Here is a 23,315-nt window from a genome sequence, read left to right as displayed (position 1 = left end):
CGTGGAAAACGGAAGCCCTTCAGGCGCGGCAGACTGGTTGGTATTTTCATGGAGTACGCCAAAGCCCGATTAGGCCAGCCAGACAATTTGGCAATGCCCCTCAATTGTATGGAACGGAATAAGGCGCACCCAAAGTCTGAGAGCCCAAATGGTCATCAAAGATCAAGTCAGTAATGAGACAGCGGCGCGTGCGTACTCCCAACAGGGCCACGGCAAAATACTCAAGCCGATTCAAAGGCCGGATACATATCAGCGACATCCTGAAGACGTGCAATTGAACTCTTGCGAACAGCAGCCGGTACATACATTGGGCTCACTGCCGACTTGCGGCGGCGCGGCGACGTTTCGCACGAATGGCAGAACTGATCGACGTGGACGGCCCTGACCTGCCGTTCGTTTCATGGCCGAGCGCTCCGGCGCAGCTTCCCCAGAGCGACCTTTCGGGTGAGCCCGCAACATCTTTCGGACAGGTAACGGCAGCATCGCAGACTTTTCGGCTATTCGTTGAGAGCTGTCACACCCCGGCCGACCAAATCGCTGCCTTGATCCACCGCCGCCGCTATACCAAAGCGCTGTCGATAGGCTGTGGGCGAGGTATCTGTAAGCTTTTGAAAGATTTTCCGGAAGGCAGCCGGATCGGAATAACCGACGTCCCAAGCGATGCGATCCACCGGCTCTAGCGTGCGTTCAAGGCGTTCGCGCGCCTTGGCGATGCGCACCTGTTGTAGGTAGGCGTTCGGCCGTTGCCCGGTGGCGGCTGTGAACCGTCGCAGGAAGGTGCGTTCGGTCAGTCCGGCCACGGAGTACAGATCGGCCTGCTGCAACGGCTCTGAGTGGCGCGAGTGAAGGTGGTGCTGTGCCCGGCGGATGGCGTCGTCGCCATGGTCGAACCTCGGGATGAAGGCCGCGAAGGGCCGCTGGCTTGCCCGAGGCGGGTCGATAAGGAGAAATCGCGCTGTGGCCAGCATGGTTGCCGGGCCCAGAAAACGCTCGACGAGGGTGAGACCGAGATCGGTCCAGGCGAGGATGCCGCCGGCGGTGACTATATCGCCGTCATCCAGCACCATGTTGTCGTCGGCGACCTCGATTTCGGGAAAGCGGCGGGAAAGCTGCTCGGCGAAGGCCCAGTGAGTTGTGGCGCGCCGTCCGTTCATCAGCCCTGTCTCGGCCAGCACGAACGCCCCCGCACAGACCGAGCCCAGCACCGTGCCATCGGCATGTTTTTCCCGCAGCCAGTCGGCGGCGGCGGGAAACGGGACCATGCGTTCCGGCATCACCAGACTGGGCGGCGCAATGGCGTGGCTGAGCTTGTGCGGCAGGTCGGGGTGGCTGTCCCGGACACACTCGACGCCGTCGGTATCCACCTCCCAGTGCGACACCCTTATCGTGCGCCCGTCGGCCCATTCACCTGCGATGCGGAACAGGTCCGTCATGCCGTAGACCGCTGAAAGCTGGCAGTCGGGATAGATCAGCAGGCCGACTTCCGCCACAGGAGCGGGTGCGCGCGACAATTTCGGTTTTGCCTTTTCTGATGTCAGATTTGCCATGTCCTGAAGAGCGCCATTATCCCGAAAACCGTAATTCCACATCTCGATTTATCCCGCTTATTGGCATGACGTCAAAGGAATAGCTTCGTGTCAGAGCAGCAGCGCACGATTGGGCGGCTGATCTCGGCCACAGTGGCGGGCAGTCCGAAATTGTCAGTTTTGCCATTGTAATTGTCATTTCCGCCACGTTCGTACGTCCACCAAATCACATAGTTTGCCCATATCGAAACGAAAGGCACCGCAATGAACACGAAGATCACGAGACGGGCGCTGATTACGTCCGCAACAGCGGCAGCCGCCCTGCTCATCCTGCAACGCAACAATACCAACGCACAGACCCAAGGAGACATCATCATGTCAACATTCGCCACCACTGACGGAACAAATATCTTTTACAAAGACTGGGGCCCCCGCGACGCGCAGCCGATTGTCTTCCACCACGGCTGGCCGCTGTCGAGCGACGACTGGGACAACCAGATGCTGACCTTCCTCGAAGAAGGATACCGCGTCGTTGCCCATGACCGTCGCGGTCATGGGCGGTCGGACCAGACCGAACATGGCAACGATATGGACACCTATGCGCAAGATGTCGTCGAACTGGCCCGTACGCTGGATCTGAAGAACGCCATCCACATCGGTCATTCGACCGGTGGCGGCGAAGCCACGCGCTATGCAGCCATCGCCGAGCCCGGACGCGTCGCCAAAGTTGTGCTGATCGGCGCGGTAACGCCGGTGATGGCGCAGACCGCCAGCAACCCCGAGGGTGTTCCGCTTGAAGTGTTCGACGGCTTTCGGTCCGCCTTGATCGCAAACCGGTCACAGTTCTTTCTGGATATTCCCTCGGGCCCCTTCTTTGGCTTCAACCGCGAAGGTGCGACCGTGAGCCAGGGCCAGATCCAGAACTGGTGGCGCCAAGGAATGATGGGTAGCGCCAAAGCGCATTACGATTGTGTCAAGGCGTTCTCGGAAACCGACTTCACCGAAGACCTCAAGTCCCTGAACATTCCGGTCCTGATCCTGCACGGCGAAGACGACCAGATCGTTCCGATCGAGAATACGGCGCGCAAGGCGGTCAAACTGCTGAAAAACGGCGCGCTGAAAACCTATCCTGGCCTGTCGCACGCTCCTTTTGCGACCCATCCCGAATTGGTCAACGCCGACCTGCTGGCCTTTGCTCGCAGTTGAGGCCGCAACGGGCCGCGCCTTCCTCCGGCGCGGCCTTCGCAACTCACCCGTGATGGGGCATAGGTACGCCTGAGCGTCGTCTGAGAAAATCACAGTAGAGGGCATAGCGGCCTCCGGGCCGGTGACCTTGCGGCGTTCTGACGGCTCCTTGTTTTAGCGTCCCCGCGCCGAGCGGGCCAGTTCGCGTGCGAGATCGACAAACGCCTTGAAAGCTGCCGGCGGGTTGCGGCGGCTTGGGTAGTAAAGGCACAGGGGCGCAAGCGGCGGCGTCCATTTATCCAGCACCCGCATCAGACGTCCGGCCTCGACATCCTCCTGCACGTCCGATTCCATGAAATAGCCAATCCCGATAGACGCCAACACTGCGATACGCGCGAGGCTGGCCTCGTCGAGCGTAATCGGTCCGTCGACATCCATCTGCAAGGGCTCGCCCTCGGACTCGAACTGCCAGCGGAACATGCCACCATTGGGCAGCCGGGTGCGGATGCAGGCATGGGCCTGCAGATCGGAAGGCACCTGCGGCGGCTCGCGGGTCGCAAAATAGGTAGGGCTTCCGACCACCGCATAACGCCGCGCGGGTCCGATGGGGATGGCGATCATGTCGCTGGGCACCAGCGGCTGGCTGCGCACCCCGAAATCGAACCCGTCGGCGACAATATCCACGAGGTTGCCCTCGGTGACGACGTCGACTCGGACCTCGGGAAATCGCATGAGAAATTCCAGGATCAGTGGCGAGAGGATTTCACGCCCCGCCGTGGCGAAGGTGTTGATGCGTAGCGCGCCCGAAGGCGTTTCCTGCTGCGAACGCACTGTGTCGAGCGCTTGGTGAATGTCGCGCAGGGCCGGGCTGACTTGATCGACGAACCTGCGCCCGGCCCCCGTGAGCGACACGCTGCGAGTAGTTCGGTTGAACAGGCGAACGCCGAGCTGCTCTTCCAACTTGGCGATGGCATTGCTCAACGCACTGGTCGACATGCCCATATCGAGCGCAGCGGCCCGAAACGAACCCCTACGGCTTATGGCCAGAACGGCGTCGAAATCTGTCAGCTTGTAGATCGCCATTATCCTGAAAAACGCAATTCCGCATCTCAGTTTATCCCGCTTATCGGCATGAAGTCAAAGCAATAGCTTCGTGTCAGAACAGTAATGGAGCGGAAGCCATGCAATACTACCAGGTCTTCATCAGCGCCGAGCAGACGGCCCAAGCCTATCGCATCCTCGATGCGCTCATCGCCAGGCAGCTTGTCTTCGGCGGCCCCATCGTCGGCGGCCCGGCCAAGTTCCTGTGGAACTTCAAGGACAGCGACGTGCCAGAGAGCATGCGCGAGCCCAAGCTGCTGACGCTCGAGCAGGATTACAACTACATCATCAGCTACACCCGCGAGGATCTGAAGGAGGAACTTATCGAGGTGGCCGAAGCGGCCTCGCTTGAAGAAGTCTGCATGATCTCGTTCCTGCCGATGGAAACCAACCGCGCACTGCGCCTGCTGCTTGATGCATCCTTCGAGGGTAAGGGCGCGCTGGCCGAGCCCGAACCGGTGAACGCGGTGGCTGCCCTGACCTTCGTGCCGAAAGAGCAGATCCCAGCGCGGACCAAGAGTTCTAACGGCGAAATCGGCACCCGAACCTGACCTTTACCATCAGCACAGGAGAACGTTTATGAATATCGACCTTCCAAAAGTGATCAACGCCTATTTCAAGGCCGACAAGAAGGGCAGCCCCCAAGCGCTGGCGGACCTCTTCACCCCGGATGCCGTTGTCGTGGACGAGGGCAACACCTACACTGGGCGTGACGCAATCCGCCAGTGGATGATGAATGCCTCGACCAAGTACACCTACACCGTCGAGCCCTTCGCGCAGGCAGAGGAGGGCGGGCGCACCATCATCACCAGCCATTTGGTCGGCAACTTCCCCGGCAGCCCGGTAGACCTTCGCTACTTCTTCGTCTTGAAGAGCGGCATGATCGCAGAACTGGAGATCGTGCTATGATCTCCTTCTTGACCCTTGAAGGAAAGCGCGCGCTCATCACTTCCGGCACACGCGGTGCCGGGGCTGCCACGGTGAAGCTCTTCCAGGACTTGGGCGCGCGGGTGCTAACCACGGCCCGCACGAGGCCGCCCGAGATGCCGGAGGCGCAGTTCGTCACGGCCGACCTCACAACCCCGGAAGGCTGCGTCGCAGTGGCCGAGGCGGTGAACAGTCGGCTCGGCGGTGTGGACGTGGTGGTGCATATGCTGGGCGGATCGTCAGCTCCAGTCGGCGGCTACCAAGCTCTTGATGACGCCGAGTGGCAGAAAGAGATCGACCTGAACCTGATGCCGGCAGTGCGGCTCGACCGCGCGCTGCTGCCGGAGATAGAGGCAAGGGGCTCCGGAGTGCTGATCCACGTCACCTCGATCCAGAACCAATTGCCGCTTCCCGAGGCGACGACGGCCTATGCCGCCGCGAAAGCTGCGCTCTCGACCTACAGCAAGAGCCTGTCGAAACAAGTTTCGCCCAAGGGTGTCCGCGTAGTGCGGGTCTCTCCAGGCTGGATCGAGACTGAGTCCTCGATGGAATTGTCAAGGCGCCTCGCAGCGGAGCACAAGGTCGGCGTCGAACAGGGAAAGCAGATGATCATGGACTCGCTGGGCGGTGTTCCCATCGGAAGACCATCGAAGCCGGAGGAGATCGCAAACCTGATCGCATTCATCGCCTCGGATCGGGCTGGCACAATCACCGGCACCGAATACGTGATTGACGGGGGCACCGTGCCGACAGCATAGCCGTGCATACGGCTTGAGAGTTCTTGGACTTCCCGTAATGATCAACTGAAGCAACGAGATCGGATGACCAAGCTGGTGTCCCAAGCATGGCGATCGAGCGCCATGCCATGGGGCACTAACTGCATCCGTTTCCTGTTGTCCCGGATTCGCTGCAACATCACACCAATCATCCGCGTTTCGAGTTGACGGGTCGATTGGGCAGTTTCGGCTATAGTTATAGCATGATCTCCGATGTGAAGCGGTCTGACACCAACCGAATTCGCTATTGAGGAACTGAGAGCAATTGAAAAAGTGTTGGCTCAAGCACAAAATCGCGCCCACACCAAAAGGTATTTCATCGCGGCCTTCAACGTCCGCTTTCTTCACGTCGACAATCTGAACCTGCAGGTGCAGCGAAAGTCAGGTTTCCGCCACTGTCTGTTGGACCGTCACGACCGGCCCAATGTTGATATTTGCAGAACAGACATTCTATGGCGCAGCTTCAAAGAAGCCCATTCGACGAATGTCCACAAAATGCGGAGAGGCCGCGCGATCTCTCGCACGGCCCCGTTTGTCAATTGCGGGTGAAGGTCAGGAGGCGGCGTCTTTGTTGACCCCGCCCGTCATGGCAATCTCGGTCATGCGGCGGTCGCCGTCATAGGTCTGATCGAGGCATTTCTTCAAAACCGCCGCGTCACCGTCCAACCCGAGGCGGTTAGCGAAGGCGGCCAGCGTGCCGTAGCCCGCCAGTGCGTAGTGTACCATGCGCTGGTATTGCGGGATGATAGCGGCGTCGCGCACGTCAGCGTCCGAGATCTCGTCGGACAGACCGTGGGCGCGCGCTTCTTTCACAAGGCCTTCCATGCCCTTACAATGCTCTGCGTCAGGCTTGACGCCGTGATCGTTGCATAGTTTTTCGATCTCGGCGATTCCATCGGCGATACCGTTGCCGCCGTCGATCAGAGCCTCAGATAAATCCTTGTTCTCGGCGGCGCGGCCCAGTTCGGTCACGACGGACAGGGACTGCGTGTTTGCGCTCCAGATGTCCTGCAGCTGGTCGAGGTAAATGTCCTTGAGCGAGTTAATTGCCATGTCGGTATCCTTCGTTCTGGTTCAGGTCCCAACGGGTGGCACCGTGGAAGGTTCCTCTGATCGGTCCGATTTGCCTGTATCCAACTGAATTGACCGCCTGGTCTGAACCAAGGGAAAAGGAGCTCGCTTCCCGCTTCCCGCACATACCCCGACCGCTGCCGACTTCACGATCGAACCCGGCTAAGACAGTAGGGCGCCGCGCAACGAAAAATAATAAGGGCTCGATCTGGACCTGCGCTGTGTCGGTACGGTCGTCCAGCAAGGCAAGGTTCGTTATCTCGGCATTTCAAACTGGGCGGCCTGGCAGATCACCAAGGCACTTGGGATGTCGAACCAGTTTAATCTGGCGCGCTTCGCCTCGCTTCAGGGCTACTACTCACTTGTCGGACGCGGCCTTGAACGCGATCTGGCACCGATGCTGGATTCAGAAGGTCTTGGGCTGATGGTTTGGAGCCCGCTGGCGGGCGGTTTTCTGTCCGGCAAGTATCGTCGGGAGGGCAAGGAAAACGGCATTGGCCGCCGCGATACCTTTGATTTTCCGCCAGTCGACAAGGTACAGGGCTACGATGTCAACGACGCGATGGCACCAATCGCGATGGCCACCAGCGTATTCAACCGATCCTCTCGCCGCGCAACAAGGGCAACGCGCGCACCCTCGTAGATGGCGGCCTTGGCCGTCGCCAGCCCAATGCCGGAGGAGGCGCCGGTGATGATGATGTTGGATGTTGTGATATCCATGGATATTTCCTTGTATCCTGTGTTTCGATAAGGGACGGATGGCTGGAAAGGCCCAGTGCCCTGTAGGGTAGGAGATACGACGCCAGGGCTTCCGGGACTTGTCCGATAGGATCAAAACATTGCATAATCCTCTCAATGCATATATCTTCACGACGATGACTGTGTTTGAAATGACGTCTGCCATGCCCAATCTGGTCGCCCGACTTGCCAACCGCCTTCCCGAGGGGGAGACGCAGACAGGCCTGCGCTCAGTTCGTATCCTCAAGGTCGTGACCCCCGGCGAGCTTGCTCCGGAAATCCAGAAGCCGGTCGTCAGCCTGATCCTGCAGGGCGAGAAGCGATTGCTGATTGGAAGCGAAGTCCTGCGGTATCGCTCCGGCGACACCTACGTCTCGGCGGTTGATCTGCCGACACGGATCGATATCCTAGGCTGTTCGCGCAAAGACCCTTATCTGGCGGTGTCGCTCCGGCCTGATCCGGCGCTGCTTGCCGATCTGGTCGGTCCATCAGAGGCGCTGGTCGCCGCGCCCGAGCCCCGTGCCTTCGCGGTCCACACGGCAAATGCGGACCTGCTGGACGCCTATCGAAGGCTCCTGCACATCATCGACCGACCGGGCAACCTGGATGTGCTGGGTCCGCTGATTGAACGCGAGATCCTGTTTCGCCTGTTGCAGGGGCCGCAGGGGCCCGTGCTGCGTAAGATCGCCGTCGGCGGCGCGCAGAACGACGGCATCGGCCGTGCGATATGCTTGATCCGGACGAGATATGCAGAGCCGATCCGCGCCGAGGATCTGGCTTACGCTGCGGGGATGAGCCTTCCCACTTTCTACCGCCATTTCAAGGCAGAGACGGGTATGTCGCCCCTGCAATACCGCACCCTACTGCGGCTTTACGAGGCGCGCAGCAGTTTGCTTGTATCAAAGGGTCCCATCGCCAAACTGGCCTTCAGTCTGGGGTATGAAAGCGCCTCGCAGTTCTCGCGAGAATATGCCCGGGAATTCGGAGGCCCGCCGGCAAGAGACATGGGGCGCCTGCGCATGAAGCTGGCGCCGGATCGCCCCCGGTGATGGCTTGTGCCCGGCCTTCCGGCGCGATTACCTGAGGTGTCGAAACGACGCGCGGATATCCGCGACAAGCTGGTCAGGTTTCTCCAGCGCCGCAAAATGCCCGCCGCTGGCGTGTTCGCCAAAGTGAGTGATCTTGTCGAACCGCGCCTCGGCCCAACGTTGCGACAGGCGCACCTGCTCTCCCGGGAACATGCTGATGCCAGTCGGCGTGGGGACTTTCGACTGCGGCATCCCGCCCTGCTGCATGGCCTGAAAGCTCTCCCAATACAGGCGCGCAGAACTCGGCCCCGCATTCGGCAACCAGTAGAGCATGATGTCGTCGATGATGTCATCCAGAGGGACCACGGTCTCAGGATTGCCGTCGCTGTCAGACACGTCCTGAAACAGCGCATAGATCCAGGCCGCCAGCCCGACCGGTGAATCCGAGAGCGCAAAGGCCACCGACTGCGGCCGCGTTCCCATCAGCTTCATGTAGGCGGAGAATTCTCCGTCATAGCGGCCCGCGTCGGCGAGCATCGCCTTTTCCGCATCCGAGGCCTGCGCGATCTCTTGTTCCGTTGGCTGGAATGGCACGAAGTTGAGGTGAACGCCCGCAAGGCCCGGTGGGCGCATGTGAGCGAGCGTCAGCGTGACCATGGCCCCCCAGTCGTCGCCCTGCGCCACCCACGTGTCATAGCCCAGACGCGCCATCAGTGCGGTCCACACCATCGCGATGCGACCCGTATTCCAACCGGGCTCCGTCGGCTTGCCCGAGAACCCGAAGCCGGGCATGGATGGGATCACCAGGTGGAACGCGTGGTCTGCCGTGCCGCCATGGGCCGTCGGGTTGACCAGCGGGTCGATGACATTGCTGAACTCCAACACTGACCCCGGCCAGCCATGGGTCATCAAAAGCGGCATCGCGCTTTCATGCGGGGACCGGACGTGCAGGAAATGGATATCCACACCGTCGATTTCGGTGTGGCTTTGACCCAACCCATTCATAAGCGCCTCGCAGCGCCGCCAGTCGTAGGATGTGCGCCAATGGTCGATCAGCGCCCGGATTTTGTCCAGCGGCGGGCCCTGATGCCCGTCCTCGACAGATGATGGATCAGGCCACCGGGTGCGGTCCAGACGGGTCTCGAGATCGTCAAGCTCGGCCTGTGGCACTTTGAGGATGAAAGGCGTGACGTCGGCTGTCATGGTCATTCCTGCTGTTGGTAAATTCAGACCCGGCCGGTCATCATAGTGCGGATGTCCGTCCAGTCGGCCTTGCCGTAGCGTGCGTTGTCGTGGGTCATCAGCTGTCCGCGCCCGCTCATCATGTCGCGCAGATATTGCATGCCCTGCCATGCCGGAAACACGTCGCCGTCTGACGGCGCAAGCCGCTGCGTCAGCCGGATAACCAGCCCCAGCCCGCCCATGCTGCCCGCCCGGATCGTGCGATAGCGCTGCCCCGAAAGCGCGGTTGCGATCTGCGCCAGCTCTGTCGCCGACGCGCTGCCACCAGCGATCCGCAGGTCGCGCGGGGCGTCGGGGTCCAGGGCGGCATCGGCGGCATAGTCGGCCACGTCATCCTTCGTCGTGAAGTCTAGCGGCTGGCTCGCCTCACCCCAGTGGAGCACGCGCCAGACCTTGGGCAGAAGGATCGGCGCGTCGTCGGTCAGGACGGTCGAGAAGGCACCGTTCAGCACCGAGGTCGCGCGGATAGGTGCTGCATCAAGGCGCACCCGAAATTTGCGGCGTAAATCCATGTTCCGGTTTTCGCCGGGCCGGGTCCGCGTGTAGTCGAGTGAGAAGTCCGAAGGGATAAATCGCGGCACGCCCGCCGCAACAGCCGCATCCAGCAACGCGCTCTGCTGGCCAACGATAACATCGTCCAGACCGTTCAAAGCCGAGATGACACAGACGGCCCCCCCGCAAGCGGTGGTCAGCGACGGCACATCATAGGCACTCTCTACCAGCGTGAGCCCGAGCGCCTCCAGATGCTGACGCTTCGCCTGGGCCGCGCCGGGGCGGATGATCGCATGGACATCGGCACCTTTGCGCAAAAGTGCCCGGCCGATGCGCTCGCCCAGGTAGCCCGTGGCACCTGCCAGAATCACTGTGTCACGTTTCATATCCGCCCCTTTTCCAGCTTGTCTTCGTCAGGTGATATACACCGCTTTTCCAAAAACGGAACGGTATCGTTCAGTTTTATTTTCTATCGCGACCTGCTATCAGCGCTCCCATGACGACAAAGCAAAACCCCAAGCCCCCCATTAGGCGCGGACGTCCTCGCCGCGAGGAGGAAGGCGATGTCACAGCGCGCATCCTTGCAGCTGCGACCGACCTCTTTCTGAGGGACGGTGTGGCTGCGACAAGCTGCGAAGCTGTGGTCGCACGGGCACATGTCGGCAAAGCCAGCCTTTATGCGCGCTACGCGGGAAAGGATGCTCTATTCAAAGCGGTCGTCCAGCACGCCGTCGACAGCGGCGCGCTCAGCATGACTCCCCCCGCCCCGCCGGGCGGCACAGCGCGGGACCGACTTGCCGTTGTGGGGTCGGCAGTGCTGAGGCAAGCCATATCTCCGCTCCCGCTCGCCTTGATGCGGCTCTTTCTCACCGAGGCGCGCCGCTTTCCTGAGCTCATTGCAGAGGTAGATACCATGGCACGATCACATGTGGTGGACATTGTCGCGCGTGCAGTGATGCCAGACCAGACAGATACAGGGCCGTCGGACCAATCCGTGGCGATCGCCGAACGCTTTCTCGACCTGACATTCGCACCGATCATGCTGGCTGCTCTAACCGGTCGCGACGCCGCGATGTCCGAGTCCGCGATCGAAAGCAGTATCGCATTTGCCCTCGACACGTTGGACCGAAGTGGGCTGCTGCAAGGGATACACCAAGATCCATTCACCCGGCATCGATAGGCCCACCCCTATTCAAGCCATCGGCCTCGGTTCTGGTCTTAACACCAAAAAGCTGCCCCGGGGCAGGTCACGAAATGGCGCGATCCTAAGACAGTAGCCGTTCGCTGCATTTCAGAAAGTTGGTAACATAGGCTCGGAGCCGCCTTGCGGCAGTATAGCACGAGGTCAGCCTCCCAAAACCGCATCGAGGAGCACATGCTGATCGGGCGGAAACCAGACTATCGCGGCAGGCGCGAACCAGAATTGGTATTGCCTTGAGAGCTGACATTCAGAATTCCATAAATCGAAATCTGTCGCTGTACCAACTCATTCGCCAAGAGCCCGTTTCTGACATCTTCAAATCTCCGGTCTTGCAAGCACTGCACTCTTGGCGGCAAAACCAAAACACAAGAATTTGCTGGACGCTGCGGGTGGAACCGCCCTTGGCACCTTGCGGATTTCTTGCAGGTTTGTCCTTCAAGACAAGAACACGGAATCGACACTCTGATAGAGGAGGTCCTGAACCAAGGGGTTCGGGAACCGGCGCCGCAGTGTGACGGCGAAGAAGGTTTCCTTGATCCGAGGGTGCTCTTCGGCTTCCTTGAGCTGACCTGAGTTCAACTCGTCTTTCACGACGATCGGGGCGACCAGCGCAAGCCCGATACCTTCACGTGCCAAAAGACGCATCATCGCCATGTCGTCGACCTCGGCCGCGATTTGCGGGCGCACGGACAGACGGCTGGCCATGGCGTCGAAAGCGGTGCGCACGCTGCTGTCGGTCGTGGGCAGGATAAAAGGCTGGGTCAGCAGAAGTTGCTTGATCGAACAACCCGGATCAAGCCGCTCTGGCGGACCAACGATGCTGACGTCCTGCTCGCCAATCTGATGCGTTTCGTAAGGCGTCAGACTGTCGTTTGGCGGCGGGCGGTTCATCAGCACCAGGTCGAGATTGAGCGTTCCCAAGCCTTCAAGCAATTCGGTCGGACTGCCCGAGCGCAGGATGATCTCGACATCGGAGCGAAACAGGATCGGTTTGAGAAAGCCGATCTGAAAATTGCGTGACAAGGTCGCGAGCGCGCCCACGCGGAGCGCCTTGCGGTTTTGAACCGTGCTGGTGAGCGTGGCGACAAGCTCTTGCCCCGTGGAAAAAATGGCGTCCGCGTGATCCAGCGTGATCCGCCCGGCTTCCGTCAGCAGCAGTTGTCGTCCGCGCCGTTCGAAAAGCGCATGGCCAAGGCGTTCTTCCAATTGCTTGATCTGAACCGACAGGGCGGACTGTGACAGGTTCAAACGTTGTGCCGTGCGCGTGAGGTTTCCGTCGTGCGCAACGGCCCAGAAATATCGCAGATGATGGTAATTCAGCGGCATAACGTTCCATTTATTAGAACGATATCGAAAGAACAATGAATTTTTATCGCCGATCCTTCTCGCCTAATCAAGGTCGAACGTCTTTGACACTGAAAATCAAAGGATTCCGATCATGGCCTATTTCTTCGTGCCTCTCTTCAGTCCGCTCCTGCTTCTATTGGCAGCCCTCTACGCCGCGCGACACCCCGGAAGGCGCCCCGGGCAGGTGCCGAAACTGACCGAGGCCGCCGCGTTCTGTGCATTCGTGGTTGCGGCGGTGGCTGCGATGCTTGTCGTGATGAAAGGCCCAGGCACGTCGGCCTTGATCGGGCACTATGGCGTTGGCCTGTCGGTAAGGCTCGACGTGGTAAGCGCGGTGATGATGGTGCTGGTCAGCTTCATCGGCTGGGTCGTACTGCGATATTCCAGGACCTACATGGATGGCGAGGCCCGCCAGGGCGCGTTCACCGCCTGGATGTCCGTGACACTTGCCGCCGTTCTTCTTCTGGTCATGGCGGGCAATTTTTTGCAGCTCTTTGCCGCCTGGACGCTGACCAGCCTTTCCCTGAACCGGCTGCTCCTGTTTTATCCGGAGCGGGCAACGGCGCGGCGGGCCGCTCGTAAGAAAGCGCTGGTCGCACGGGCAAGCGAGGCCGCTTTGGCTGGTGCGATGATCCTGTTGATTGCCGCCACCGGTACAACCGACATCGAAACCATCCTCGCGACAGTCGATGCCACTTGGCCGACCACGGTTGCCGCCCTTCTGATCGCCATTTCGGCCCTGCTGACATCGGCGCAGTTCCCGGTGCACGGCTGGCTCACCGAAGTGATGGAGGCGCCTACGCCGGTCTCCGCCCTGCTGCATGCGGGTGTGATCAATGCGGGCGGGTTTCTCTTGATCCGGTTCGCGGATGTGATGCTTTTGGCGCCGGGCGTCATGGCGTTCCTGGTCATGCTCGGCGGTTTTACCGCGCTGTTCGGTGGCGTGGTGATGCTGACCCAGTCTGCGGTCAAGACGTCGCTGGCATGGTCAACCATCGCGCAGATGGCCTTCATGATCATGCAATGCGGACTGGCGCTGTTCCCACTGGCCTTGCTCCATATCGTGGCGCACTCGCTCTACAAGGCACACGCATTCCTCAGTTCAGGTGAGGCCGTGCGCAATGTCGCCGCGATCAGACGCCCCGGCCCGATTGCAGTGCCCAGTGCGCGCAACGTCCTGCAGGCCTTTGCGTGTGCGATCGTGATCTACGGCCTTGTCGGTGCCATAATAGGGTTCAATGGAAAATCCATCCAGGCCATCGCCTTGGGCGTGATCCTGATCTTTGGCGTGGCCTATATGCTGGCGCAGGGATTTGCCGATGCCGCCCCGCGCGCGTTGATGCGACGCACCGTGAAATATGCACTGGTCACTTCGGTCAGTTATTTCGCGCTTCAGGTCCTGACCCTGCACCTAACCGCGGGCAGCCTGCCTCCGACGCCAGCCCCTGGCCCCTTGGAATGGGCGCTGATCATTCTTGCGCTTCTGAGCTTTGGCCTGGTCGCGGTGGCCCAGGCGACATTCCCGCTCTGGGCCTCTCACCCCGCCGCAGCCGGGCTGCGCGTTCACCTGACCAACGGTCTCTACGCCAATGCGATCTTCGACAAGCTTCTGGACGGATGGTCCAAGCGGTCCGTAGCCTGAAAGGAAGACCTCCCATGTTTGCAAAACTCGAATCCTACCCCGCCGCTCTGTTGGAACTTGTCTCCGGGGCCAACACTGCCGCCAAGGCGATCCCGCCGCTGTTCCCGCTTTCTGCCAATGTCGCGGTGAATCCGTTCCTTGGCCAGACAGGGGAGACGTTGGCGATCACCGCCGCGCGCCTGGCGCGGGTCGCGGGCGCACGGATTACACCGCTTCGCGCACATTGGGCCCGGAAGCTGGACGCAGGTGAAATCACCGAAGCGGATCTGCAGGATGCATTGGTTGCTGTCAAAAGACACTTCAACGCACCCAACCTGCAAGAGGTCAAAGCCGCTCTGAAAGAAGACATCCTTGCGCCAAAGGCTCTTCCCACCGTGGCAGAGCTGGCGGCGGAAGTTTCAGGCATTGATTGGCCGGGGCTAATCGAAGACCGGATTGGCGCATGGGCCGCCAGTCATTTTGACCAAGGACAGGCGTTTTGGCCGCAGGACACCGCCGAAGGCCCATTCAGGGCGTGGCGGGACTTCGCCGCGCGCGATCTGACGCCCGAAATCCACGGGCTGACCGGCTTTTGTGGTTTCGTCGCCGCAACGGACCGGTCGCATTGGCGCGCCATAGGCCGCGCTTCGGAGAAACTCGTCGTGACAAGCGCTGCCGCGACGACCGCGTTCCATCGCTGGCTCATGACGCTGGGCGGATGGGCGCAATACGGGCGCTATCTTTTGTGGCAGGCCGAATTGGACGGACAACAGGACAACACAGTGACCGAACTGTTGGCGATCCGCATGATGTTCGACGAAGCGCTGTTCGACCTTTACAAGGATCAAATCGCAGAGCGTTGGACCGAAACGATCGCCGCGCATCAAACCCCTATCACCCCGTCAAAGGCACTTGTCGTTGATGCGGTCCTCCAGGACGCGGCAGAAATGGCACAACAGCGCAAGCTGGCCGATAAGCTGCGCGCCGGGAAGCCGCGCATCGCCAAGGGGCGTCCCAACGTGCAAGCCGCGTTCTGTATCGACGTCAGATCTGAGGTGTTTCGCCGCGCACTGGAATCGCAGGACGAAAGCATCGAAACGATCGGTTTTGCGGGATTTTTCGGGTTGGCTAGCGCTCACAAAGCCGCCGGCTCGGATATGAGCGAACTGCGCGGCCCTGTGCTTCTCAACCCAGGGGTGACCTCGCGGGCCGCCGAATCCGACAAGGCCGATCACAACCGTCGCTACACAGCGCGAGCAAAGCGCGCGTGGGGTCGGTTCAAGCTGGCTGCCGTATCGTCATTCGCCTTCGTCGAGGCCGCAGGGCCGCTCTACGCAGGGAAGCTCGTTCGGGATTCATGGGCTCTGGGCGGCAAGGCCGCGCCGGAACCCGCTCCCATGCTGGACCCGACAATAGACCTTGAAGCGCGCGTTGGGATGGCGAAGTCGGTCCTGACAGCCATGTCGCTCACCGATAATTTTGCCCGGGTTGTTCTGTTGGCTGGCCACGGGGCCGACGTCACCAACAATCCGCACGAAAGCGCGCTGCAATGTGGCGCGTGTGGCGGCTACGCCGGGGACGTGAATGCCCGGCTTCTGGCAGGCCTGCTGAATGATCCTGACGTCCAGCTGGGGTTGCGGAAAAACGGGATCGAAATCCCTTCGGACACGGTGTTTTTGCCCGCCTTGCATCATACGACGACCGATCAGGTGACCCTGTTTGGACAGGACGTCCCGCCGGGAAAACCGATCAACGGCCTCGCAGAACTCAAGACGTGGCTTGCAGCAGCCGGAAACCTCGCCCGTGCAGAACGCGCACAACGTCTGCCACGAGCCTCCGGCGCTGTGGCGGTCGCAAATCGGGCGAGGGACTGGGCCGAAACACGCCCCGAATGGGGGCTGGCCGGATGCCGTGCCTTTGTGGCTGCTCCGCGGCACCGCACCGAAGGTGCGGACCTGGGCGGTCAGGCCTTCCTGCACACCTACGATTGGCGTCGCGATGAGGGGTTCGGCGTTCTCGAATTGATCATCACGGCTCCCGTGGTCGTCGCCAGCTGGATCAGCCTTCAGTATTACGGCTCCACCGTTGCTCCCGACCTGTTCGGTGGCGGTAACAAATTGCTGCACAATGTGGTGGGTGGTATCGGCGTTCTGGAAGGTAACAACGGGGCCCCTCGGCCGGGTTTGCCATGGCAGTCCGTTCATGACGGACGCGACTTCCAACACGATCCGCTGCGCCTGTCCGTGATCGTCGAAGCCCCTCGCGAGGCCATGTCCGACATCCTGGAACGGCATCCAGAGGTGCGCGCGCTTTTCGACAACGGTTGGCTTCACCTGATCGCCATGGATGACGAGGGCAAGCTGGCTTGGCGCTATCGTGGCGATCTGAAATGGTCTCGGTACGATGCGCAATCCGATGTTGAGCAGGTGATGGCAGCGGAATAGTCCGTCTTTCCAGCAGGGCAGATACGGCTTGGATACGACTTCATTCTGCTTCAACCGTAAACGGCGTCGCTACACTACGCCTCGTGTCGACGACTGAAATGACCTGCGACGAAATCGATACCGAAATGCGCCAGTGCTACAGGTTTCCCTGAACGCGTATATGTCCGATGTGTCCGCAGACCATCGTTCTAGCAGGTAAAATGCTGCGGCCTGCGCGAATGGCCGCAATGCGAAAACGCTACATCCCAGCGACAGACCGGCTAGAGTGGCTGGTCTGGGCCGATCACATCAAGATGGGCGACGGCAATTTGCAAGTTTGCACGGTCCGTTCTCTGCGCGTTGCTGCCGGTCGAACGGCCTGCAGCATCATCGAGCGCGTGAGCGGCCTTCCGTGGGTCGGCTTCCGCCAAACTGGCGCCTGAGCGTGATCGTGACTGAGTAGCGCCAGCTTGCATGCTCGGATGTTGCGCCCCACCGGACGGCCAAATCTTTTGTGCAATCAATGACGCCGCTGCGCCCTTCACCGCTCCCGATCCTTGCCGCTGCCCCTTTCGCGCTCCCAGGACACCTCTGGCCTTGAATCACCACGATCCTTCCCGTCGCGCGAGGGCTGAGCCCGACCCTGCCCGCCCTGATCCAGCGATTGCGCCATCTGCAGGCGTTGTGTTGTGGTATCGGTCAGCCGTGCAGTGAATCTCTGGGTGGCCTCAGCCAGTTCGCGGTCTGCGGGATCGTCAGAGGCCGCCAGAACCCGCGCGGCATTGCCGTAGGTTTGTAATCACGCGATTACGACGCGCCACCAGGGCATCATCCCACGGCTTTTGCGCCAGCTGACCCGCGTTGTCTTTCAACTCGCGCTGCACCTGCCGTTCCTTGCGGGCATCCGCCAGTGGGCGCCTGCCGCGCTGGCGGATTTTGTAGACCGGCGTCGCCTCACCCTTTCGGGTTTTGCTACGGGCGTGGCGCGGGGTTGATTCCGCCTCGATCCCCCGCTGTCGCAGCTTTTCGGCAAAGGTGTCGCGCAGATGCTGCAGGTCGGCCTTGCGCAGGTTCAGACGCTCTCCGTCCTGACCGATTGTGCGTACCGTCAAATGGACATGGGGATGCTGCGTGTCAGCACGCCATGCCCGTATCCGCCGTTCCAGCGTGCGCCGTATGTCGGCACTCAAATCAGGGTATCGGCGCAGAAGTTCTTCGAAGATCGCAACCGGCCGCGGACCAGGGGACGACTTCAGCAGAGGCAGAACCTCGGTGTCGAAAATGTCCGAAAGCGGGTCCGGGCGACGCCTGCCCCGCCGAGGCTTCTTGTGGGAGGGTAGGATCGGATCGGCTTGCAGGCGATAGCCGGTCGCCTGGCTGAGACCAGCCCTAGCGGCGGCAACGGGAACGGGAACGGGTTGGGTTTTTCTGAGCGTCATGAAGAGCCTCGTCTGTTGATCAGTGACATGGCGGCCCGGCATGAACGATCTCCCAAACATGGCAAGATCGCCTTGTACCTGAACCGGTCACGACCGGCAGACCGCCCATTACGGGCGAAACGCGGTTTGGGGGCCCCTCCGGTCGGGCTACGCCCTCCCTACGTGCCCCAAAACCCGCGTTCTCATCCTGATTGACCCTGGACTCTCACTTTGATTGTCGCGCTGCACTGATCGATGCCCCCGAATGGCGATCCCGAAAAATGCGCTTGATTGAAGGACATGACCACCGAGTGTCCAGGCACCGCCGATAGGCAACTGGATCGAGGAAAAACGGCTAGAGCAGACCTTGGCCTCTAAACGATGTTTCAGGGTCTTCGCCGATGATCACATGGTCATGAATGGTCACGTCAATGGCTTCGCAGGCAAAGCGAAGCTTTTCCGTCATTTCGATATCCTCAGACTGGGCGTCGGATCACCCGAAGGGTGATTGTGAACAAGGATCACAGCGCTGGCATTCAGCTCCAAGGCAACCGCGCCATCGCTTGGCGTCTCGAGTCCCGCTATAATGCGCAACAGCGTAGACTTTCCGCATCCCGAAGGACCGACGAGCGCGGTGAACGACCCATCCGGAACAGTCACGCTGAGGTCGGGAATCACGGTCACGGCCACGAACCTTTTGGTCACATTCTTCAATCGGACTTCGGCCATCAGTGGTTGCCCACTGGCTCTGGACGCCTTCGTAGGAAAAGAACGGAAAATCCGCAGGTGTGCCGCGGCCCGATGTGTCATGGGCGCAGATGCCGACGAAAGCGCCACTATGTAAAGCTTGCCTTCAGCGGTCTGCATCTCGACGATGCCCCCTCTCGTGCATGTAAACATGCACTGCCGGGCAGTGGATGTGAAAGAAGCCAATGGGGTAGCGTTTGAACTTCTGGCGCTTCGGCTTGTCGCCTTCCACGTCAGGCAGCCGGGAAATGCGGTGACGCTGAAGGTGGGGAGGGTCAGAAAACGATCCGGGGGATCGCTTTCACAGACGCAATATGCAGCGCTGAACGCGTCAGATGCGGTATGGATGGCTGCAGGGAGTAGAGGCAGTCGTCCAGCGGCAGCAACGTGTGAGTGTGCCTAACAGGATCGCGCTGAAAGGGACGAGAAGTGTAAAAAGTGCGACGTTCACCGCTCCGGCAGATGCGTGGATGCGGAAAAAAACCAATAAGCCAAGGCCGTGGAGACGATAGCCAGCGCCAGAATCGACACCATCACTGCAAGACCAGGCACCGGCAGCCTCCAAGGTCTGTCGATCACAGAAATCATCGGCACCATCATGATCGTCGTCGCGACGAGTTGGCCGAATGGCACCTGTGTCGCCGTCAGCTCCATTACCTTGAACCTGCGCCCGTAGATGTTTAACAAACCTATTCTTGTCTTACACCGACCTCGTCGCGTTCCCTGCTCAAGATTGACATGGTCGCGTCGGCGTCAAACGCTCGAAGATAGCCCGCCATCCACGAAAATCGTTTGGCCGGTGAGGAAGGAGGCCGCTTCGCTCGAGAGAAATACAGCCGTTCCGACAAGCTCCTCGACCTGTCCCCAGCGGCCTGCAGGTGTGCGCTTTTCAAGCCATTCCGTGAATTGCGGATCTTCGACCAAGGCCTTGTTGAGTGGTGTCTTGAAGTAACCTGGCGCGAGCGCGTTGACACGAATGCCGTGCTTTGCCCAATCGGTGGACATGCCGCGGGTAAGATTGCGCACCGCGCCCTTCGTGGCCGTGTAGGGAGCGATGCCGGGCCGGGCGAGTTCTGCCTGCACTGAGGCGATGTTGATGATCCGGCCTGTACCGCGCGCGATCATGCCTTTTGCTACCGCCTTGCCCACGTAAAAGACGCTGTCGACATTCGTGCGCATCAGCCGAGACCATTCTTCTTCGGGGAAGTCTTCCAGCGGGGCTCGGTACTGCATGCCGGCATTATTGATCAGGATGTCGATCGGGCCGACCTCGCTTTCGATACGTGCAACAGCCTTCCGGACTGCCTCGGGGTCGGTCACATCGAAGACGGCGATCTTCACCTCTAGACCGTCGCTGCGCAGTGTGCTTGCAGCTTCTTCGAGCTTGCTCTCTGTACGGCCGTTCAACACGACCGTGGCGCCGTGTTCCGCCAGACCGCGGGACAGAGCGAAGCCAATGCCTTGGCTCGAGCCGGTGACGAGGGCGCATTTGCCTGTGAGGTCAAAGATAGGGGACATGGATAACTCCTAGTTTATCAGTGGGTCTCGTCATTCGAGAAGTTGCCACAGACCGGCGGTAAGAACCGGAAAGATTTCGAGTAAGACGATGACCACGAGCGTTGCGAGCACGAAGTGTATCGCCGCGGTGAAGACTGGTCCGGGGCGGACCTTTGCGACATGTGCGAAGACGAATACGAGGATCGGCCCGCGATCTTCAAAACGACTTCGTCCAGATGCCAGACATCGCCGGGACGCGGCCGCCGCCGCAGGGTGTGGGCAATCAGAGGGCCGAACTTGACGGTCCAGCGTCGGATCGAATCGTACGAAACATCAACCTGATGTTCCAGCATCACCTCTTCAGCCTCGCGCAGGCTCAAGTTGAACAGTGCGTAGAGCCAAACGAGGTGAGAGATGATCTGCGGCAGAAACCAGTGGTACTTGTCGCTGATTTTCTGTCTCTGCATCGACACCCAACACGCCCAAATCAATGCACCAGCAACCTCATACCCGTTAACATGACAACACCAAACACGTCGGTATCGTGTTGATATTGCGGCGGTCTCGGGACCGGTGATGCGCAGGGCCAGGCCAGCCCCACTTCGCCCGGGTCAGTGATTGTGCCGGGGCAGCGCTTGGCTGATGCGCTGGAAGTCGTCAGCGCCGCGGATGCCTGCGCCCTCGTCCAGTTGCGTGACGGTATTGCGGTAAATCCGCTGCCATGGCGTGGCGGAGGCGCGGACCTCGGGCAGGCCCTCGGCCTTGCGGCGGTTGATCTCGTCGTCACCAACCAGCATGTTGCATTGAGCCTGCCCGAGGTCGATGCGGATCTTGTCGCCGGTGCGCAGCCAAGCCAGCCCGCCCCCCGCCGCGCTTTCCGGCGAGGCGTTCAGGATCGAGGGGCTGTCCGCGGTGCCGGACTGACGCCCATCGCCGATGGTCGGCAGGCTGCGGATGCCGCGCCTGATCAGGCGGTCGGGCGGCTGCATGTTAACCACCTCGGCCGAGCCGGGCCAGCCGAGCGGCCCTGCGCCACGCATCACTAAGATCGAAGTCTCGTCGATGTCCAGCGCGGAGTCGTTGATGCGAACGTGGTAATCCTCGGACCCGTCAAAGACGAAGGCGATGCCCTCAAATATATTCTCGCTGCCGGGACGCGAGAGGTAGCGGGTGCGGAAGTCCTCAGAAATCGCGCTGGTCTTCATGATGGCGAAATCGAACAGATTGCCGCTGAGCACCAGAAACCCGGCACGCTGCATCATCGGGGCCTGGAAGGACTTGATGACCTCGCGGTCGGTGCTGGTGCGCCCGGTCAGGTTTTCGGCCACCGACTGGCCCGTAACGGTCAGGCAATCGCCGTCGAGTTGCCCGGCCAGTAGCAGTTCGGACATGATCGCAGGGACGCCTCCGGCGCGGTGGAACCGTTCGCCCAGATAGGCGCCGGCGGGCTGGACGTTGGCTAGCAGCGGGATGTCGTAGCCGTAGGTCTGCCAGTCTTCGGACGTCAGCTCAGCCCCGGCATGGCGTGCCATGGCCATCAGGTGCGGCTGCGCGTTGGTCGACCCGCCAATGGCCGAGTTGACGCGGATCGCGTTCAGAAACGCCGCGCGGGTCAGGATATGCGACGGGCGGATGTCCTGCTGCACCAGTTCGACCGCGCGTCTGCCCGTGCGATAGGCGATTTGGCCGCGTTCGCGGTACGCCGCAGGAATGGCGGCGCAGCCGGTCAGTGACATCCCGAGCGCTTCGGCCATGGCGTTCATGGTCGAGGCGGTGCCCATGGTGTTGCAATGGCCGATGGAGGGCGCGGAATCCAGCGCGGTTTCCAGAAATTCCTCGCGGGTGATCTCTCCGGCGGCCAACTTGCGGCGCGATTGCCAGATCACGGTACCGGAGCCGACCAGCTTGCCTTCGTGCCAGCCGTCCAGCATCGGGCCGCCAGACAGCACGATGGCGGGCAGGTCCACCGTCGCCGCCGCCATGATGGCCGACGGCGTGGTCTTGTCGCAACCCGTGGTCAGCACGACGCCGTCGAAGGGATAGCCGAACAGCAGCTCGACCAGACCCAGATAGGCAAGGTTGCGGTCGAGCGCGGCGGTCGGGCGCTTGCAGTTTTCAAACAGAGGATGCGAGGGGAATTCGATCGGAATTCCGCCCGCATCTCGGATACCGTCGCGCACACGCTTGGCAAGGTCCAGATGGTGGCGGTTGCAGGGGTTGAGGTCGCTGCCCGATTGCGCGATGCCGATGATCGGCTTGCCGGAGCGCAGTTCCTCCGGCGTCGTGCCGTAATTCATGAACCGTTCGAGATAGAGCGCGGTCATGTCGGCGTGGTCGGGGTTGTCGAACCAGTCTTGCGAGCGCAGGCGGCGGGGTGCGCTATCGTATGGTAATGTCATTGATCGTCCTTCCAGTCAGGCGACGGATTCAGGGTCTCAAGATGCAGCAGCAGGCCGCTGTGATCGGACTCGCCATGGCCGGCGGCGACAAAGGCGTCGAAGGCGGCGTGGACGCTTTCGGTCAGCGGCAATGTCAGGCCGGTCTGCTCCGCGAGGGCGGCGACGGCCTTGAGGTCTTTGAGCTGCAGGTGCGCGGGGCCGCCGGCGGTGAAGTCACGCTCGATCATGCGGGCGCCGTGCAGGTCGAGGATGCGGCTTTCGGCAAAGCCACCCCGGATCGCATCGCGGAATTTCGCGCGGTCGGCGCCGCCAGCCTCAACCAGGATCATCGCCTCGGACACCGCGCCGATGGTGATAGCGACGATTTGCTGGTTGGCCAGTTTGCAGACCTGACCTGCGCCGGAGGGCCCGACATGGGTCAGGCGGCCTAGGGGCCTCATGACGGCGGCGATCCGGTCGATCACCTCCGCGTCGCCCCCGGCCATCAGGGCCAGCGTCCCGGCCTGCGCGCCCGCGACGCCGCCGGACACAGGGCAATCGACATGGGCGACGGACAGGGCGGCGAGGCGCTGCGCA

General features: G+C 61.1%; 19 protein-coding genes and 6 pseudogenes. 9 read left to right on the top strand and 16 right to left on the bottom strand.

The window, feature by feature from the left end; genetic code table 11:
- Positions 1 to 497 precede the first annotated feature (497 nt).
- On the bottom strand, positions 498 to 1,547 hold the full coding sequence (locus tag P775_RS20225; protein ID WP_099912688.1) for a GlxA family transcriptional regulator: 1,050 nt from the start codon (positions 1,545 to 1,547) through the stop codon (positions 498 to 500).
- 354 nt (positions 1,548 to 1,901) lie between these two features.
- On the opposite strand from P775_RS20225, the gene P775_RS20220 reads away from it, so the two are divergent.
- Complete coding sequence (locus tag P775_RS20220; protein ID WP_218967735.1) at positions 1,902 to 2,732, top strand: alpha/beta fold hydrolase; 831 nt, start codon at positions 1,902 to 1,904, stop codon at positions 2,730 to 2,732.
- A 153-nt stretch (positions 2,733 to 2,885) separates the two neighbouring features.
- Here the strand turns inward: P775_RS20220 and P775_RS20215 are convergent, their stop codons facing one another.
- Entirely contained in the window at positions 2,886 to 3,794 is a 909-nt protein-coding gene (locus P775_RS20215) for a LysR family transcriptional regulator (protein WP_099912686.1), read from the bottom strand.
- 98 nt (positions 3,795 to 3,892) lie between these two features.
- Here P775_RS20215 and P775_RS20210 point away from each other — a divergent pair, with 98 nt between their 5' ends.
- Genes P775_RS20210 through P775_RS20200 form a run of 3 tightly spaced genes read left to right on the top strand, consistent with a single transcriptional unit; the run spans position 3,893 to position 5,497 of the window.
- A complete protein-coding gene (locus P775_RS20210) occupies positions 3,893 to 4,363 on the top strand; it encodes a hypothetical protein (RefSeq protein ID WP_099912685.1) in 471 nt (156 codons plus the stop codon).
- Positions 4,364 to 4,391: 28 nt separating this feature from the next.
- Entirely contained in the window at positions 4,392 to 4,721 is a 330-nt protein-coding gene (locus tag P775_RS20205; protein ID WP_099912684.1) for a nuclear transport factor 2 family protein, read from the top strand.
- Positions 4,718 to 5,497, top strand: coding sequence for an SDR family oxidoreductase (locus P775_RS20200; protein ID WP_099912683.1), 780 nt, complete (start codon positions 4,718 to 4,720; stop codon positions 5,495 to 5,497). The genes P775_RS20205 and P775_RS20200 overlap by 4 nt, the downstream gene beginning before the upstream one ends.
- Positions 5,498 to 6,067: 570 nt before the next feature.
- On the opposite strand, the gene P775_RS20195 is transcribed toward P775_RS20200, so the two are convergent.
- Entirely contained in the window at positions 6,068 to 6,568 is a 501-nt protein-coding gene (locus P775_RS20195) for a ferritin-like domain-containing protein (protein ID WP_099912682.1), read from the bottom strand.
- A 226-nt stretch (positions 6,569 to 6,794) separates the two neighbouring features.
- On the opposite strand from P775_RS20195, the pseudogene P775_RS29475 reads away from it, so the two are divergent.
- Positions 6,795 to 7,070: pseudogene (locus P775_RS29475) on the top strand (aldo/keto reductase); the annotation flags it as partial.
- A 59-nt stretch (positions 7,071 to 7,129) separates the two neighbouring features.
- Here P775_RS29475 and P775_RS29075 read toward each other — a convergent pair.
- Positions 7,130 to 7,306, bottom strand: a complete 177-nt coding sequence (locus P775_RS29075) for an SDR family NAD(P)-dependent oxidoreductase (RefSeq protein ID WP_099912680.1) — start codon at positions 7,304 to 7,306, stop codon at positions 7,130 to 7,132.
- A 182-nt stretch (positions 7,307 to 7,488) separates the two neighbouring features.
- On the opposite strand from P775_RS29075, the gene P775_RS20180 reads away from it, so the two are divergent.
- On the top strand, positions 7,489 to 8,373 hold the full coding sequence (locus P775_RS20180) for an AraC family transcriptional regulator (protein WP_180287516.1): 885 nt from the start codon (positions 7,489 to 7,491) through the stop codon (positions 8,371 to 8,373).
- Between the two features lie 27 nt (positions 8,374 to 8,400).
- Here P775_RS20180 and P775_RS20175 read toward each other — a convergent pair whose 3' ends face one another.
- Both P775_RS20175 and P775_RS20170 read right to left on the bottom strand, forming a co-directional pair.
- Complete coding sequence (locus P775_RS20175) at positions 8,401 to 9,555, bottom strand: epoxide hydrolase family protein (RefSeq protein WP_099912678.1); 1,155 nt, start codon at positions 9,553 to 9,555, stop codon at positions 8,401 to 8,403.
- A 23-nt stretch (positions 9,556 to 9,578) separates the two neighbouring features.
- Positions 9,579 to 10,472 (bottom strand): NmrA family NAD(P)-binding protein, encoded by an 894-nt coding sequence (locus P775_RS20170; protein WP_099912677.1) that lies wholly within the window; start codon positions 10,470 to 10,472, stop codon positions 9,579 to 9,581.
- 110 nt (positions 10,473 to 10,582) lie between these two features.
- Between P775_RS20170 and P775_RS20165 the strand changes: the two genes are divergently transcribed.
- The gene (locus tag P775_RS20165) at positions 10,583 to 11,266 is read left to right on the top strand and encodes a TetR/AcrR family transcriptional regulator (RefSeq protein ID WP_099912676.1); all 684 of its coding nucleotides are present in this window, start codon (positions 10,583 to 10,585) and stop codon (positions 11,264 to 11,266) included.
- 456 nt (positions 11,267 to 11,722) lie between these two features.
- On the opposite strand, the gene P775_RS20160 is transcribed toward P775_RS20165, so the two are convergent.
- Positions 11,723 to 12,613 carry a LysR family transcriptional regulator gene (locus P775_RS20160; protein ID WP_099912675.1) on the bottom strand — a complete coding sequence of 297 codons (891 nt, stop codon included), beginning with the start codon at positions 12,611 to 12,613 and terminating at the stop codon, positions 11,723 to 11,725.
- A gap of 112 nt (positions 12,614 to 12,725) precedes the next feature.
- Here P775_RS20160 and P775_RS20155 point away from each other — a divergent pair, with 112 nt between their 5' ends.
- Complete coding sequence (locus tag P775_RS20155) at positions 12,726 to 14,276, top strand: proton-conducting transporter transmembrane domain-containing protein (RefSeq protein ID WP_099912674.1); 1,551 nt, start codon at positions 12,726 to 12,728, stop codon at positions 14,274 to 14,276.
- Between the two features lie 14 nt (positions 14,277 to 14,290).
- Positions 14,291 to 16,699: a YbcC family protein gene (locus P775_RS20150; protein WP_099912673.1), complete on the top strand. Its 2,409-nt coding sequence runs from the start codon at positions 14,291 to 14,293 to the stop codon at positions 16,697 to 16,699.
- Positions 16,700 to 17,814: 1,115 nt separating this feature from the next.
- Here P775_RS20150 and P775_RS29070 read toward each other — a convergent pair.
- From P775_RS29070 to P775_RS20105, 9 genes and pseudogenes are all read right to left on the bottom strand, one after another.
- A pseudogene (locus P775_RS29070) lies at positions 17,815 to 18,159 on the bottom strand (IS21 family transposase); the annotation flags it as partial.
- Between the two features lie 292 nt (positions 18,160 to 18,451).
- A pseudogene (locus P775_RS29065) lies at positions 18,452 to 18,645 on the bottom strand (JAB domain-containing protein); the annotation flags it as partial.
- Between the two features lie 51 nt (positions 18,646 to 18,696).
- Positions 18,697 to 18,825, bottom strand: a pseudogene (locus P775_RS29060) (sugar ABC transporter ATP-binding protein); the annotation flags it as partial.
- Between the two features lie 187 nt (positions 18,826 to 19,012).
- A pseudogene (locus P775_RS20130) lies at positions 19,013 to 19,235 on the bottom strand (hypothetical protein); the annotation flags it as partial.
- 55 nt (positions 19,236 to 19,290) lie between these two features.
- On the bottom strand, positions 19,291 to 19,497 hold the full coding sequence (locus tag P775_RS20125) for a hypothetical protein (protein WP_099912671.1): 207 nt from the start codon (positions 19,495 to 19,497) through the stop codon (positions 19,291 to 19,293).
- Between the two features lie 99 nt (positions 19,498 to 19,596).
- The gene (locus P775_RS20120; RefSeq protein WP_099912670.1) at positions 19,597 to 20,361 is read right to left on the bottom strand and encodes an SDR family oxidoreductase; all 765 of its coding nucleotides are present in this window, start codon (positions 20,359 to 20,361) and stop codon (positions 19,597 to 19,599) included.
- Between the two features lie 179 nt (positions 20,362 to 20,540).
- Positions 20,541 to 20,807: pseudogene (locus P775_RS29945) on the bottom strand (IS6 family transposase); the annotation flags it as partial.
- A 144-nt stretch (positions 20,808 to 20,951) separates the two neighbouring features.
- Complete coding sequence (locus P775_RS20110; RefSeq protein WP_099912669.1) at positions 20,952 to 22,739, bottom strand: IlvD/Edd family dehydratase; 1,788 nt, start codon at positions 22,737 to 22,739, stop codon at positions 20,952 to 20,954.
- A partial coding sequence (locus P775_RS20105) for an NAD(P)-dependent oxidoreductase (protein ID WP_143520952.1) occupies positions 22,736 to 23,315 on the bottom strand: 580 nt, incomplete at its 5' end. The genes P775_RS20110 and P775_RS20105, both read right to left, overlap by 4 nt.

This window comes from Puniceibacterium antarcticum (genome assembly GCF_002760615.1).
GTDB lineage: Bacteria > Pseudomonadota > Alphaproteobacteria > Rhodobacterales > Rhodobacteraceae > Puniceibacterium > Puniceibacterium antarcticum.
This window is presented reverse-complemented; position numbering and strand designations above follow the sequence as displayed.

Bases quoted from the DNA above. Each gene is read 5' to 3' on its own strand.
- P775_RS20225 (WP_099912688.1), bottom strand. From the start codon at position 1,547: ATGGCAAATCTGACATCAGAAAAGGCAAAACCGAAATTGTCGCGCGCA.
- P775_RS20220 (WP_218967735.1), top strand. From the start codon at position 1,902: ATGTCAACATTCGCCACCACTGACGGAACAAATATCTTTTACAAAGAC.
- P775_RS20215 (WP_099912686.1), bottom strand. From the start codon at position 3,794: ATGGCGATCTACAAGCTGACAGATTTCGACGCCGTTCTGGCCATAAGC.
- P775_RS20210 (WP_099912685.1), top strand. From the start codon at position 3,893: ATGCAATACTACCAGGTCTTCATCAGCGCCGAGCAGACGGCCCAAGCC.
- P775_RS20205 (WP_099912684.1), top strand. From the start codon at position 4,392: ATGAATATCGACCTTCCAAAAGTGATCAACGCCTATTTCAAGGCCGAC.
- P775_RS20200 (WP_099912683.1), top strand. From the start codon at position 4,718: ATGATCTCCTTCTTGACCCTTGAAGGAAAGCGCGCGCTCATCACTTCC.
- P775_RS20195 (WP_099912682.1), bottom strand. From the start codon at position 6,568: ATGGCAATTAACTCGCTCAAGGACATTTACCTCGACCAGCTGCAGGAC.
- P775_RS29075 (WP_099912680.1), bottom strand. From the start codon at position 7,306: ATGGATATCACAACATCCAACATCATCATCACCGGCGCCTCCTCCGGC.
- P775_RS20180 (WP_180287516.1), top strand. From the start codon at position 7,489: ATGCCCAATCTGGTCGCCCGACTTGCCAACCGCCTTCCCGAGGGGGAG.
- P775_RS20175 (WP_099912678.1), bottom strand. From the start codon at position 9,555: ATGACAGCCGACGTCACGCCTTTCATCCTCAAAGTGCCACAGGCCGAG.
- P775_RS20170 (WP_099912677.1), bottom strand. From the start codon at position 10,472: ATGAAACGTGACACAGTGATTCTGGCAGGTGCCACGGGCTACCTGGGC.
- P775_RS20165 (WP_099912676.1), top strand. From the start codon at position 10,583: ATGACGACAAAGCAAAACCCCAAGCCCCCCATTAGGCGCGGACGTCCT.
- P775_RS20160 (WP_099912675.1), bottom strand. From the start codon at position 12,613: ATGCCGCTGAATTACCATCATCTGCGATATTTCTGGGCCGTTGCGCAC.
- P775_RS20155 (WP_099912674.1), top strand. From the start codon at position 12,726: ATGGCCTATTTCTTCGTGCCTCTCTTCAGTCCGCTCCTGCTTCTATTG.
- P775_RS20150 (WP_099912673.1), top strand. From the start codon at position 14,291: ATGTTTGCAAAACTCGAATCCTACCCCGCCGCTCTGTTGGAACTTGTC.
- P775_RS20125 (WP_099912671.1), bottom strand. From the start codon at position 19,497: ATGGAGCTGACGGCGACACAGGTGCCATTCGGCCAACTCGTCGCGACG.
- P775_RS20120 (WP_099912670.1), bottom strand. From the start codon at position 20,361: ATGTCCCCTATCTTTGACCTCACAGGCAAATGCGCCCTCGTCACCGGC.
- P775_RS20110 (WP_099912669.1), bottom strand. From the start codon at position 22,739: ATGACATTACCATACGATAGCGCACCCCGCCGCCTGCGCTCGCAAGAC.